Genomic DNA, 12,256 nt, shown 5'->3' with positions numbered 1-12,256 from the left:
AGCCTCCGGCGCCTGTCACGGCCTTGACCCCGGCCATGGCACTGCGTCGTCATCCTTTGAGCCTGCTCGCGACATCCTGGCCCTGGCGTTCACTCGCATACGTCGCGACCACTCCCGTCGTAGCTGTGTTGTGGGCTTCGACGTGCTGGCCCCTGCTGGTGCTGGCTGGTGTGCCTCTCGGCCATGTCGAGCGTTGGCGCCTGCGCTGGGTGGATCGCAGGCGGGCCGAGGACCCCCATGAGCGCAGCGGCTCCCCAGGGCTGCGTGGGTGGATCCGACTGCGCGTCAACGAGCGAGTGACATGGACGGAACTGTTGCACGGTGTGCTGCTGGTCCCTCTGTCCCTGCTGAGCTTTGTGCTTGTCTGCGTCGTACTCCTGGTCCCGGTCATGATCTTCGTGAGCAGCGGCGCGCTTCTCGCCATACGGGTCCTCGGCATCGACTCCGCTGCGGTTACTGCTGTTCCGGACCTGCCGAACACCAGCAACGAGAGCCTTCTCTCGCACCTGGGGCTCGCCGTGCTCGGACTGCTGATCCTGGTGCTCGGGATGTATCTCGTCACGCTCGTCGCTGAGGGGCAGCGTCACCTCACGCGTTCCCTCGTCAGCGAGCCGGTCACCCCGTTTGCCGAGAAGCTGGACGACCTCGCTCGCTCCCGCGCACGTTTGACGAGCTCCTTCGACGACGAGCGTCGGCGCATCGAACGCGACCTTCACGACGGTGCCCAGCAGCAGCTGACCGCGCTCGTGCTGACGTTGGGCACGCTGCGCTACCAGTACGACCGTGGTGACGACATCGCGCCTCTCATCGATCAGGCTCGGACCACCGCACAGCGAGCCGTGGAGGAGCTCCGGGACATCGTGCACGGCATCTACCCCGCTGCGCTGCGGGAGCACGACCTTGCCGACGCGCTCCACGACCTCGCCTCCCGCGCCGAGCTTGCCGGGCTCGGAGCGACCACGCGGATCGACCTTCCACAAGACCTGCCAGCTGACGTGGAGGTCGGGCTTTACTTTGCCGCCAACGAGCTGTTCACGAATGTCGCGAAGCACTCCGGGGCCGGGACCGTTCAGCTCTCGGCCCAGCAGTTGTTCGACGACCGTGTCGTCCTGACCGTTCACGACGACGGACGCGGCGGCGCGCATCTCGGCGGCAGCGGCCTCGTCGGCGTCGTCGATCGAATCGAAACCCTGGGCGGTCAGGTGACGATCGAGAGCCCCGTCGGTGGCCCGACACACATCACCTTGGAGGTCCCGTGCGCATCGTCATAGCCGAGGATGCAGCCCTGCTCAGAGAAGGGCTCGCACGGCTCCTCGCGACCGCCGGCCACGAGGTCGTCGCCGCGGTTGCTGACGCGCACGCGCTGCTGAACGCCGTGGAGGTGCACCGTCCCGACCTGACGATCGTCGACGTGCGCATGCCACCGACACATACCGACGAGGGGATTCGAGCAGCGCTGACGCTTCGCTCGACGAACCCGTCGGAACGCATCCTGGTCCTGTCGCAGATCGTCTCCGGCCGGGCGGCAGCAGACTTGTTCACCACCGACGCCGGCGGAATCGGGTATCTGCTCAAGGACCGGGTCGGTGACGTCGAAGAGTTCCTCCGCACGCTCGACACCATCGTCGCCGGGGGAGAGGTGATCGACCCTCTCGTCGTCCGCCAGCTTCTCCGGCGCCGGTCCCTGCTCGACGACCTGACGCCCCGTGAGACGGAGGTCTTGGCACTGATGGCCGAAGGGAGGACGAACGGCGCCATTGCCGAGGCGCTCGTCGTCACCGACGCGGCGGTCGCCAAGCACATCAACCGCATCTTCGCCAAGCTGGGTCTCGGCGCAGACGACGAGACGGTTCACAAGCGTGTGCAGGCAGTCCTCACCTATCTCCGACGTTAGCGACGGCTCGCGGCCCACGAGGTGGCCTGTTTGGTGACACCTATCTCGTGAGATATCGCCGTGTAGCGCTACGGTGAGTGTCGTTACAAGGAGTCTCACGATGAGCTGAACATCAGCCTCGTCGAGGTCGCGGGATGGGGCCGCCGACATGTACGACAACCACGGTGGCGAACTGATGCGTTTGCTGCCCACCGTGATTCGTCCGGTTCCGGAGAACGACCGACCATGGGGCCCCGAGGCATGCCAAGTACGCGCTGGCTTCGAAGCCATGGAGCGCAGCTGGCCTGAACATTGGGCCAAGCACCGGGAGCGGCTCGAGGCCGCGGCCGACTCCGTATGGCCGTGGTGTGCTCAACTCCGAGATTGACGAGGTTGGGGACCTAGACGGAGGAGATGTTCGGTGCTACTAGTTCCGCTTGGAGTCGGTGCGGCACTCGTGGTCGTTGGATTGCTGGGGGTTCTGCGCCCAGAGGATTGGGCTCATCGGTATCAGCGGATGTTCGACAACATGCCCGACTATTACCGCGATTCCCACGCCTGGCAGGGCGCACCTCGAGATCTGGCGATTCGCCTCTCGGTCGCCTGGATGATTGCCGGAATGATATTCGTCGGAGGATTCCTGGTTATCTACTTTGGGTGACTCTCCGTCCCGCGTGAGGGCGAAAAATTGGCGCAGCTCGTACCCCGCGAGGTCGACGCCCGGTCACGGCCAGCTACTGGTACCCGGATGGTGAGACCCATGCCCGTATGCAGTCACGGGGCGAGAGGACCCACCCAGGTCACGCAGACCTTTCCGTCGTACCCTCGGCCCCGTCGAGGAGCGCAAGAGTCCAGCGACCGGCGCGATCACAAGGTTTCGGGCGCGATACGTCGGCCCGGACGCGGAGAAGGCACGACGACGGTGGGGTCACCGACCTGGACCTCCCTGTCGGACAGCCGCTCGTGCTGCCGCCGGCCCCATCAGGACGCGTCAGGGGCTTCGCGGGAAGTCATTCCTCCGTCAGGCAGTCAGAGGGTGTGGGCTGTTCGTTGAGGTGGTCGCCGGTGACGTACGTGAAGTCGGTCCACGTCTCGCAGTCCGGGAGGACGACACCGTCATAGGTGGAGAGGTCCGTCCGGGGTGCCGTGAGCTCAAAGGGGCTGCCGCCGGGCCCCGGGATGGTGAGGGTCGTGATCTTCTGGTCGCTGCTGATCTCGACCTCGAGGTTCCAGCGGCAGTACTTGTCCGTGGCGAGAGCGGTGATGCTGATGGGGTACTGCTCGCCGGGGGCGAGGGAGATGTAGTGCTCGGCGAAGAACTTCGTACCCGGCGACCCGATGCCGCCGTCGGCGGGGTCGACAGGCGACTCCTCGTAGAACACGGGAGGCTCCTTGTCGATGACCGTGTAGAGATGCGTCCGGGGGCCTTCTCCCTGCGAACGGGTCTCGACATAGGCGCCCTGCGCTGGAACTCGGCACGGCTCGAGTAATGCCGGGCGGATATCCGTGACGATCACCCCGTTCGGCCGGTTGCCCTCCAAGACGATCTGCCAGGTCATCCTTCCGACACTGACGGCCCCATCCGGCGGTGGCACGAGCACCGCGGGCTCCCCGGCACTGAGGGCGCTCACCCACTGGTCGTCGACCTTCGCCGCAGGGACGACGTACGGCTGGATCTCGGCCTCGTCGCGGCGGACGTCGACGACCCGGACGGGATCTCCGGGCGCCCAGTCGGGGATCAGGCTGCCGAGGACACTCTCGACGTAGTGGCCGATGAAGGCTCCTACGCCGGCGACCAGGGCGAGGCCTACCCACACCAGTGGCTTGCTCAGCCAGCTCCGCAGCCGCTTGCCGAACGGCTTGGGCTTCTCCCGGGTGTTGGTCCCGCCTGCTCGGTTTCCGGCACGCAGCCTGCGCGCCTGGGCGCTCGTCCGTCCCCGGCTCATGCGGCGACCTCGCTCTCATCTTTCGGCGGGTTGGGCGCTGATGACCGTCCTACCGCTCGCAACGCGAGGACAGCAGCGACGCCCACCAGCCATCCCCAGACCGCACCGAAACGAAGACCGTCGATCGTCAAGTCCAGCCCGAACCGTAGGTCGGGCGGTTCGACGATCGCCGCTGCCGTGCCGGCGACCACGGTGGACACGAGCGTGACCACGCCCCAGACGGCGATGACGCTGGTTGCGGCGTCCAGAACGCTGCCCACATTCAGTGCCCGGACGAACCAGGCCACGACAAGCCATACCACTAACAGGAAGACCGCAGCCGTCACGAGCGCGGGCAGGAGATACACGAGCTCGGCCCCCAGATTGCGATTCCGGATCCCGGTGCTGCCCGCAAGAGGCCCGATGCGGTACTCGTAGAAGAACTCGGCGAGCGAAGTCGCGAGCCCAGATGTCGGCCAGTCCGTCTCCCACCTGCTGAGCCCGCGAGACCGGGTAGCGAAACCTCCGGCGAAACACAGAACGATCATCGGCAAGGTCGCCCAGGTCGCTACGCTCCGGGCCGACGCCCATTCCACTAGAGGCCCCTCTTCATGAGGGGCGGGCGGTGCCAGACGCGCCACCGTCAGCGCGACAACGATGGTGGGGATGATGACCGCGAAAGCGAACGCGAGCTGACCGGTGCCCCCTGCCGACTGCAGGGTGCGGCCGATGCTGCTCGCCAGATCCGAAGAACCGTTGGCGCGGAGAATGAGCAGGTCGACCACGAGCCTGTACAGGGTCGCGCCGAGATAGCTCGCCCCCGCCGCAAGGAGCACGCCTCCTCCCGTCGCGATCGCTCGGTGCCCTGGACGTCGGACGGGCAGGAGGCCGAGCAACACCGCCACGGGGGTGCAGGCAAGCGCGACGACCACGGGGAGGAACTCTGCGCTGGCGTAGGCCGAAGGGTTTCCCTGGAGAAATATGACCAGGTTCAGGGCGATGCCACCCATCGCATCCTTGGCGGGATAGAACGAGGACGTTGCCGGGGGTAGTAGAAGAGCCAGATACAGCAGCGCGTTGCACCAGATGGCGACGTAGGCGCTGATCCAAAGAGCCTGACGCCGCACTATGGGACGCCCTTCCGCGCGAGTGGGACGAAGTTGCAGCAAGTCTGCCCGCGACGCGCCTCTTTGACCAGGTCAGACCCAATATGGCCGGACCGGACCGGGTTCAGGTACCGACGCCTGTAGACACAATGGGCGATCAAGATCAACGGAAACGGCACTGCGCACCTCGATCGACGTGGCGTCCGCAGAGACCGCGGCGACCATTTTCATCAATGGAGCGCGAGGCGCGATGGACACCCGCCTCTGTTTCGGACGCAGGGCGGCATCCTGACTTTGACCGCGCTACGAGCTTCCCGATTGGTAAGGAGGAGAGTGTGGGGTTTCTCGTGAGACAGGTGGTGTTCGCTGGTCCTGATGACGCCCGTGCGGGAGCCGCGCTGGAGAGCGGGCCGGAGAGCGGGGTTGTCTGTGATCCCGGACCGGTGGGGTTGTGGCAGCTTGAGTCGATCCTCACCGGCCGTGAGTTCAAGGACGTCATGGTGGGCGCGCCGGATCCGGTCAAAGTCGTCGATGAGGGGCGGCAGGTCGTTCTTCCTCTCGGTGACGACTTGCGTGACCGGCTTGCCGGAAGCCGTGGCCTGCGTGGCTGGACAGTTGCGGTGCAGTGGGCAGGCACGGACGAGGTGCGAGCCGAAGGGCTGACGGTGGCCGTGGTGCGTCGCCTGCTCAAGGACCTCGGGATCTTGGCCCGGATGGCTCAGAAGCAGAAGGAACACCTGTATCTCTGGATAGATGTTGATCCGGTCGTCCCCTGATTGGGTTCCGCCTTTCCTCAGGCGCCGTCGCACCGGCCGTCGGGGCGAAGCCGGATTTCACCTCGGGCCGCGTACGCTGATCCGGAGGTCTTTGTCCGGATCTGGAGGGGCGGATGGCAGCAGTGGAGGACAGGGTCGCGGTCGGTGCACCTGGGGTCGGCGTCGGTACGGAACGGGTCCTGGTGGTTGCTTCCGACGAGGAGTTGCTTGATCTTCTCCGCACGACTCTCGGCCTTGCGGGTTACGACGTCGAGCATGCGAGCACCGGACCGGAGGCGGTCGACCGCGCGCGTACGACGCCGTTCGACCTCCTGGTCGTCGATACCGGCCTGCCCGGCCTGCGGCACATTCCCCGGTGGGCACCGCAAGAGCGTGAGATGCCCGTCCTCTTCCTTGCGTCGGGCGGCCAGGTCGACATGGTGGCGTCCGAGGTGGGATTCAGCGGTGACGACTACCTGAGCAAGCCGCTGCGGGTCGGGGACCTGTTGGCCCGCGTGCGGCTGCTGCTGCGCGGCGCCTCCGGCGTGGGTCGGCACAAGATCCTCGCGCAGGGTGAGCTCCGGCTGGACGAGGCCACCTGCCAGGCTTGGCGTGGTGAGCGCGAGCTGGGTCTGGGCCCGGCGGAGTACCGCCTGCTGCGTGCGCTGCTGATCCGTGCCGGGACGGTCCTGTCGAAGGAGCAGATCGCGCACCGGGTGTGGGGCGAGGTCCGGGACGACAACGCGATCGAGCGGCTGGTCTCGCGCCTGCGGGGGAAGGTCGACCGCGAGTCGCCGGCGCTGATCCGTACCCAGCGCGGGTTCGGCTACTCGCTGGTCGCCGGGGACTGAGCGAGGACTCCGGTGGCCGGCGGACGTGGCCGCCGTGGGGGTGAGACGTGAAGGGTTGCGGTCGCGCCGCAGCCGTCAGGTTCGCGTCAGGTTCGGGTCCGGTCGGGGTCAGCCCTGGTTGATGGGATCGGAGCACCCGAACCCCCAGGAGGCCGACCATGACCGACACCACGCTCAGCGCCGCGGACCGATCGCCTGACGTCGTCGACTACCCGACCCCTCGCGATCCCCGCTGCCCGTTCGCCCAGCCGGCGGACGTCCGCGCCACCACCGAGGCCGAGCGCATGGCCCGCGCCCGGATCTGGGACGGCTCCACGCCGTGGCTGGTGACGAGGTACGCCGACCAGCACGCACTGCTGACCGATCCGCGGCTCTCGATCGACGAGAAGCGGGAGGGCTACCCGCACATGACTCGCGGTCGCAGCGTGTCTTCCCAGCACACGCCACCGCTGATCACCAACACGGACGCTCCTGAGCACACCCGGATGCGCCGGACGGTGAACCTGCCGTTCACGGTGAAGCGGATCGAGGCCATGCGGCCCCGGATCAAGGAGCTCGTGGACGGCCTGCTCGACGAGATGCTGGCCGGTTCCGGGCCGGTCGACCTGGTGCAGGCGTTCGCGCTTCCGGTGCCGACGATCGTGATCACCGAGATGCTCGGCATGGACTACGGCAACCGGGAAGACTTCCAGCACGCCAGCCACACCCTGGTCAGCCACGAGGCCACCGACGAGGAGCACGCGGCGGCCGGCGCGGTGCTCGGCGGCCATGTCGCGGCGGCGATGCAGGCCAAGATGGCGCAGCCCGCCGACGACGTCATGTCCGAGCTCGCCGCCCGCGTGCAGGCGGGGGAGATGACGATGCGCGGGGCGCTGTCGATGTCCACCGCGATCCTGATCGCGGGGCACGAGACGTCGGCCAGCATGATCGCGCTGGGCACGCTGGCCCTGCTGGAGAACCCGGACCAGCTGGAGTACTTCCGCTCGATCGTGGACGACCCGAAGGCGGTTGCCGGCGCCGTCGAGGAGCTGCTGCGGTACCTGTCCATCGTGCACACCGGCGTGCGCCGGATCGCGAACGAGGACATCGAGGTGGGCGCCGACGTCATCCGCAAGGACGAGGGCGTGATCCTCGACGTGGCCGCCGCGAACTGGGACCCCGCCAAGTACCCGGAGCCCCACCGGCTGGACCTGACCCGCGCGGCGCGTTCGCACCACGCGTTCGGGTACGGCGCCCACCAGTGCTTGGGCCAGACGCTGGCGCGCGTCGAGCTGCAGGAGGCGTTCCGGGCCCTGGTGCGACGGGTGCCGGACCTGCGGCTCGCGGTCCCGGCGCAGGACGTGGACTTCGCGTACGAGGGCGTCGCCTACGGGCTGCACTCCCTGCCGGTGACCTGGTGACCCGCGGACCGGAGAGGAGCGTACCCGTGAACGACGAGACCCTGACGGGCAACACGACGACCGGCACCCACCGGATCGAGCTGGACGAGCCGAGGTGCGTGGCCGCGGGCCAGTGCGTCATGGTTGCGCCGGACGTGTTCGACCAGCGCGACGAGGACGGCGTCGCCGTGATCCTCGACGAGACCCCGGGTGAGGCCGTGCTGGACGACGTGCGTGAGGCCGTGGCCGTCTGCCCGGCTGCGGCGCTGCGCCTGGTCGCCCTGTGAGCGGCACAGCACCCGGCGCGGCACCCGGCACCGCACCTGGCACCGAACCCGGCGCGGCATCCGGGGCCCCGGTGCGCGACGTCGTCGTGGTCGGTGCCTCGGCCGGCGGCCTGGCCACCGTCGAGGGACTGCGCCGGGGCGGGTTCACCGGGCGGATCACTCTGGTCGGCGCCGAGCCGCACATGCCGTACGACCGGCCGCCGCTGTCCAAGCAGGTCCTGGCGGGTCAGTGGGAGCCGGACCGGCTCCCGCTGCGCCCGCCGTCGGATATCGAGGCACTCGACCTCGACCTGCGCCTGGGCGTGACGGCCACCGGTGTGGACCCGCGTGCACGGACGGTCGCCCTGGACACGGGGGAGGAGGTCCCCTACGACGTCCTGGTCGCCGCGACCGGGGTGAGCCCCCGCCGCCTGCCGGGCGGTGGCGGGCATGTGCTGCGGGACCTGGAGGATGCCCTGGTGCTGCGCGACCGGTTGCGGCCGGGCCGGCGCCTGGCGGTGGTGGGCGCCGGCTTCCTGGGCGCCGAGGCCGCCGCGGTGGCCCGGGGCCTGGGCTGCGAGGTCACGATGGTCGAGCCCGCCCCGGTGCCGCTGGCGCACGCTGTCGGTGCGCAGGTCGGCGAGGTGCTGACCCAGGTGCACCGGGAGCGGGGCGTGGACCTGCGGACCGGCGCCGGGGTCACGCAGGTGCACGACGGCGGGCTGGAGCTGGGCGACGGCACGACCGTGGAGGCCGACGACGTGCTGGTCGCCGTCGGCTCGGTGCCGAACACCGGGTGGCTGGAACTTGGTGGGCTGCCCGTCGCCGACGGCCTGGTCTGCGACGAGTTCTGCGAGGCCGCGCCTGGGGTCTACGGCGTTGGCGACGTCGCCCGGTGGGAGAACCCGCTTTTCGGCGTCTCCATGCGGATCGAGCACCGTACCCACGCTGCCGAGCAGGGGCTGGCGGTGGCCCGCAACCTGCTCGATCCCGGAGCGGCCCGGCCGTTCGCCCCGGTGCCGTACTTCTGGTCGGACCAGTACGAGCTGAAGATCCAGGCGTACGGCTACCTGCGCGGCCACGAGGAGGTCCGGATCGTCGAGGGCGACCTCGCCGAACGCCGGTGCCTGGCCGCGTACCGCACCGGCGACCGCCTGGTTGGCGTGCTTGCGATCGGCATGCCGCCCCGGGCGCTGCGCCCCTGGCGCCGAGATATCGCGGCAGGTGCGGCGTGGCACGACGCCGTCGGCGACCTGCCCGACGGCGTCATCACGACAACCAGAGAGGTGGTGAGCGATGTCGCAACAGCCTGACACACAGCCCCCGGCCAGCGCGAGGTCGTGGTCGTCGCCGGTGCGGGAGGCATGGGCGAAGCCATCGCCCGCAGGATCGGCTATGTCACTGGAACCGACCTGCTGGTCGACGGCGGGCAGGCGGCGTGGATCCTGCACCACATGCCGACCCGTAGCGCCCGGCTTCGTCCAGGCCACGTGCCAGCTCAACGAGAGACCGAAGGGAACGCCCCGTGCCGCCGCGCCTGGTGCAGGCCGGCGGCACGATCGCGCACGGAGTGCTGAAATGTTCACAGCGACCCGGCTTCGGCCTACCCCGTGCCCATGACCACGACGGACGAGAACTGCCGGCCTGGATCACGACCGCACCCGACACGACCGACAAGAGGCTCTGGGCCCCTGACGCCCCGACAGCCGGCGACGACGGACCTGGTGACCCGATCGCGTCCACACCGTCGCTCGACGCATCGCCGAAGGACGCCGGCACCGACAGCAGCGCCACGGCCGGGCCGGGCGTCCCGACGGGCACGGATCGTGAGCCGACCGGGACCTGCGCCCAGGAGCCCGTGGCAGTCGACGTGGGGGAGCGGGACCTGGTCATCGAGATCACCGCGCACGCCTGGACCTGGTGGACCCGGCAGAAGGCCACCCAGTCCTGGGCGACCCGGTACATGGCCAGCCGCGGCCTGGTCGACGCGGAGTGGGGTGCCGCTCCTGCGTCGTGGAGCAGCCTGACCGACCATCTTCAGTCGTTGGGGTACCCGCCGGACCAGCTCGTCACCGCTGGGGTCGCGACCCGCACCCGCGGTGGGAAGGTCATCGACAAGTTCAGAAACCGGATCGTGTTCCCCTACCGCGACCACAAGGGCGTGGTGGTCGGCGTTACCGGGCGCATCAAGCCCACTGAGACAGAGACCGGCGATCGGCGTGCCCCGAAGTACCTGAACACCCCCGAGACCGCGGCCTATCGCAAGGGCGAGCTCGTCTACGGCCTCGACCCCGACGCCATCACGCGGCTCGCTGCGGGAGCGCGACCGGTTCTGGTCGAAGGCCCGACCGACCACGCCGCACTCCACCTGGCCGCCGCCCGCCTCGCGGAACAGACCAGTATCGAAATCGTCCCTGTCGCTGCGGGCGGCACCGGAATCACCGCGCAGCACCTGCAAGCCCTGCGAGATGCCACCGGCAGGGACCTGACCGACCTGATCGTCGCCCTGGACCCCGACACCGCCGGCCGGACCGCCGCCGCCCGCGTCTGGTCCCTGCTCACCCCCGAGGAAGCCGCACACGCCCAGGCACTCGACCTGCCGACCGACCCCGCCCAGACCGCGACCGACGCCCCCGACGCTCTCGCCGGCGCGCCGGCGCGCTGGCGCGCTGGCGCGCTGGCGGAGACCATTCCGCTGACCTGGTTCGCGATGGAACCCAACCTGCAGACCATCCGGAACCTGGACCACTTCGAGCGCCAGATCCCGCAACTGCGGGCCCTGGTCGACCACCTCTACGAGAGGGTCGCGCTGGACCAGTGGTTGCCCCTGACCGAGCACGTCGCCCCGACCATCGGCCACACACCCGGTGCCGAGAACCACAAGCGACTGGACGTCGGGGCGGTGCGCAAGGTCATGACCGACCACCTCGCCGACCGCATCACCGCCCAGGCCCAGACCGAGGCAGGCCTCAACACGGAGCACCCTTCCGTGGCCGATGGCACCGGAAGGGCTGGGCAGGAGAGACCGGTGACGGATCCGCTGGTGCTCGCCTGGCTCACTCGGCACGCCGACCTGATCGCCACCCGCCTGGACACGTTGGTCGAGGACGCGATAACGAACCCGCAGCTCTGGATGGAGAGCACCACCCCGCCGCCTCCGGACGGTCGGGCACGCGAGGCATGGCAGACAGCGATGCGGGAGGTGGTGGCCTACCGCGACCGCTACCAAGTCACCGACCCGGTCGACCCGCTCGGACCGCGCGTGACGGAAGGGGAACGCGGACAGGCGCACGCTGGTGCCGCTCAGGCCCTGAAGGCCATCACTACCCGCCAGGACCTCGGAGCCCAGCAGTGCGTTCGTCCCGGGGCGCGACCGATGGAGCGCGTCCCGGTGGTTCTGGCCGAAGCCCGAGCCCGCGCCGCCCAGATCCGCTACGACGCGGACGAGCGGGCGCGTCGCGACGCCGCCGACCGGGCGTACCAGCAGCCCGGCGGCTGGGGCTGGTAGGAATTTCGACAGACACGGGGACGCCCGGAGCCCTTGAACCTAGCGGTGTCGAGCAGTCAACAACGGGCAGTATCCACAGGTTCTTACCAGCTCGGAGCTCTGGGTCTCCTCCACGGGGACCGGTCGGTAGCGTCGCCGCGGGACGAGCTTCGGCGACGCGTGTTGCCTGTTCCGTAGAGGTCGACCGCGAGAGATGGGCTTGGTGAAAGGGGGCGGATGCGATGGAGCGGATCTGGCTGGACGTGCCGTTCAAGGAGAAGGACGAAGTCAAGGAGCTCGGTGCCCGGTGGGCACCGGACGCGAAGCGTTGGTTCGCGCCTCGGCCCGGGATGAAGCGGCTGAAACGCTGGGCGGCTGAAACTGGTGCTGGAACCTGGTGTGGTGCCCGGGATGCCGCGCATCCCGGGCGATGTTGGTGGCGGTGATGCGAAGCATCGACGTTGGTCCCTGACCTGCACGAACTACACCCAACAGGGTCAAGAAACAGATTGGACGAAGCGATCAGGTCGGGCTATCCATCATGCGAATGAGCGAGGCCAAATCCTCGACCACGAGCCCGCAGCCTGCCACAGACGGGCAGGTCAGGCACAACG

Annotated in this window: 13 protein-coding genes; 10 read left to right on the top strand and 3 right to left on the bottom strand. The window is 68.9% G+C overall.

Features of this window, described 5'->3' with window-relative positions:
• Nucleotides 1-35: 35 nt before the first annotated feature.
• The 3 genes from ACFU5G_RS04965 (at nucleotide 36) to ACFU5G_RS04955 (ending at nucleotide 2,534) form a co-directional block, all read left to right on the top strand.
• Nucleotides 36-1,271 (top strand): sensor domain-containing protein, encoded by a 1,236-nt coding sequence (locus ACFU5G_RS04965; RefSeq protein WP_377241374.1) that lies wholly within the window; start codon nucleotides 36-38, stop codon nucleotides 1,269-1,271.
• Nucleotides 1,256-1,894: a response regulator gene (locus ACFU5G_RS04960; RefSeq protein WP_377241372.1), complete on the top strand. Its 639-nt coding sequence runs from the start codon at nucleotides 1,256-1,258 to the stop codon at nucleotides 1,892-1,894. The genes ACFU5G_RS04965 and ACFU5G_RS04960 overlap by 16 nt, the downstream gene beginning before the upstream one ends.
• A 508-nt stretch (nucleotides 1,895-2,402) precedes the next feature.
• The gene (locus ACFU5G_RS04955) at nucleotides 2,403-2,534 is read left to right on the top strand and encodes a hypothetical protein (RefSeq protein WP_377241370.1); all 132 of its coding nucleotides are present in this window, start codon (nucleotides 2,403-2,405) and stop codon (nucleotides 2,532-2,534) included.
• A 349-nt stretch (nucleotides 2,535-2,883) separates the two neighbouring features.
• Here ACFU5G_RS04955 and ACFU5G_RS04950 read toward each other — a convergent pair whose 3' ends face one another.
• Together ACFU5G_RS04950 and ACFU5G_RS04945 are read right to left on the bottom strand one after the other, a co-directional pair.
• Nucleotides 2,884-3,819: a hypothetical protein gene (locus ACFU5G_RS04950; protein ID WP_377241368.1), complete on the bottom strand. Its 936-nt coding sequence runs from the start codon at nucleotides 3,817-3,819 to the stop codon at nucleotides 2,884-2,886.
• The gene (locus ACFU5G_RS04945; RefSeq protein ID WP_377241366.1) at nucleotides 3,816-4,808 is read right to left on the bottom strand and encodes a hypothetical protein; all 993 of its coding nucleotides are present in this window, start codon (nucleotides 4,806-4,808) and stop codon (nucleotides 3,816-3,818) included. Before ACFU5G_RS04945 ends, ACFU5G_RS04950 begins: the two co-directional genes overlap by 4 nt.
• 431 nt (nucleotides 4,809-5,239) lie before the next feature.
• Here ACFU5G_RS04945 and ACFU5G_RS04940 point away from each other — a divergent pair, with 431 nt between their 5' ends.
• Nucleotides 5,240-5,680 (top strand): hypothetical protein, encoded by a 441-nt coding sequence (locus ACFU5G_RS04940; protein WP_377241364.1) that lies wholly within the window; start codon nucleotides 5,240-5,242, stop codon nucleotides 5,678-5,680.
• A 17-nt stretch (nucleotides 5,681-5,697) separates the two neighbouring features.
• Here the strand turns inward: ACFU5G_RS04940 and ACFU5G_RS04935 are convergent, their stop codons facing one another.
• The gene (locus ACFU5G_RS04935) at nucleotides 5,698-5,937 is read right to left on the bottom strand and encodes a hypothetical protein (protein ID WP_377241425.1); all 240 of its coding nucleotides are present in this window, start codon (nucleotides 5,935-5,937) and stop codon (nucleotides 5,698-5,700) included.
• Here ACFU5G_RS04935 and ACFU5G_RS04930 point away from each other — a divergent pair.
• The 6 genes from ACFU5G_RS04930 (at nucleotide 5,863) to ACFU5G_RS04905 (ending at nucleotide 12,088) form a co-directional block, all read left to right on the top strand.
• Nucleotides 5,863-6,510 carry a response regulator transcription factor gene (locus tag ACFU5G_RS04930; RefSeq protein ID WP_377241421.1) on the top strand — a complete coding sequence of 216 codons (648 nt, stop codon included), beginning with the start codon at nucleotides 5,863-5,865 and terminating at the stop codon, nucleotides 6,508-6,510. The two genes, ACFU5G_RS04935 and ACFU5G_RS04930, sit on opposite strands and share 75 nt — an antisense overlap.
• 158 nt (nucleotides 6,511-6,668) lie before the next feature.
• A complete protein-coding gene (locus ACFU5G_RS04925; RefSeq protein WP_377241362.1) occupies nucleotides 6,669-7,910 on the top strand; it encodes a cytochrome P450 in 1,242 nt (413 codons plus the stop codon).
• Between the two features lie 26 nt (nucleotides 7,911-7,936).
• Nucleotides 7,937-8,176, top strand: a complete 240-nt coding sequence (locus ACFU5G_RS04920) for a ferredoxin (RefSeq protein WP_377241360.1) — start codon at nucleotides 7,937-7,939, stop codon at nucleotides 8,174-8,176.
• Nucleotides 8,173-9,468 (top strand): NAD(P)/FAD-dependent oxidoreductase, encoded by a 1,296-nt coding sequence (locus ACFU5G_RS04915; protein ID WP_377241358.1) that lies wholly within the window; start codon nucleotides 8,173-8,175, stop codon nucleotides 9,466-9,468. Before ACFU5G_RS04920 ends, ACFU5G_RS04915 begins: the two co-directional genes overlap by 4 nt.
• A 212-nt stretch (nucleotides 9,469-9,680) precedes the next feature.
• The gene (locus tag ACFU5G_RS04910; RefSeq protein ID WP_377241356.1) at nucleotides 9,681-11,663 is read left to right on the top strand and encodes a toprim domain-containing protein; all 1,983 of its coding nucleotides are present in this window, start codon (nucleotides 9,681-9,683) and stop codon (nucleotides 11,661-11,663) included.
• A gap of 221 nt (nucleotides 11,664-11,884) precedes the next feature.
• Nucleotides 11,885-12,088 carry a DUF5710 domain-containing protein gene (locus ACFU5G_RS04905; protein WP_377241354.1) on the top strand — a complete coding sequence of 68 codons (204 nt, stop codon included), beginning with the start codon at nucleotides 11,885-11,887 and terminating at the stop codon, nucleotides 12,086-12,088.
• Nucleotides 12,089-12,256: the final 168 nt, after the last annotated feature.

This window comes from Promicromonospora sp. NPDC057488 (genome assembly GCF_042802395.1).
Lineage (GTDB): Bacteria > Actinomycetota > Actinomycetes > Actinomycetales > Cellulomonadaceae > Promicromonospora.
Note: the sequence above shows the minus strand (reverse complement) of the source record. Positions and strands in the feature narration are given on the sequence as shown.

Excerpts from the sequence above, each read along its gene's own strand:
- ACFU5G_RS04950 (WP_377241368.1), bottom strand. The coding sequence starts at position 3,819 with ATGAGCCGGGGACGGACGAGCGCCCAGGCGCGCAGGCTGCGTGCCGGA.
- ACFU5G_RS04965 (WP_377241374.1), top strand. The coding sequence starts at position 36 with ATGGCACTGCGTCGTCATCCTTTGAGCCTGCTCGCGACATCCTGGCCC.
- ACFU5G_RS04905 (WP_377241354.1), top strand. The coding sequence starts at position 11,885 with ATGGAGCGGATCTGGCTGGACGTGCCGTTCAAGGAGAAGGACGAAGTC.
- ACFU5G_RS04935 (WP_377241425.1), bottom strand. The coding sequence starts at position 5,937 with ATGCTCGACGTCGTAACCCGCAAGGCCGAGAGTCGTGCGGAGAAGATC.
- ACFU5G_RS04955 (WP_377241370.1), top strand. The coding sequence starts at position 2,403 with ATGCCCGACTATTACCGCGATTCCCACGCCTGGCAGGGCGCACCTCGA.
- ACFU5G_RS04945 (WP_377241366.1), bottom strand. The coding sequence starts at position 4,808 with ATGGGTGGCATCGCCCTGAACCTGGTCATATTTCTCCAGGGAAACCCT.
- ACFU5G_RS04925 (WP_377241362.1), top strand. The coding sequence starts at position 6,669 with ATGACCGACACCACGCTCAGCGCCGCGGACCGATCGCCTGACGTCGTC.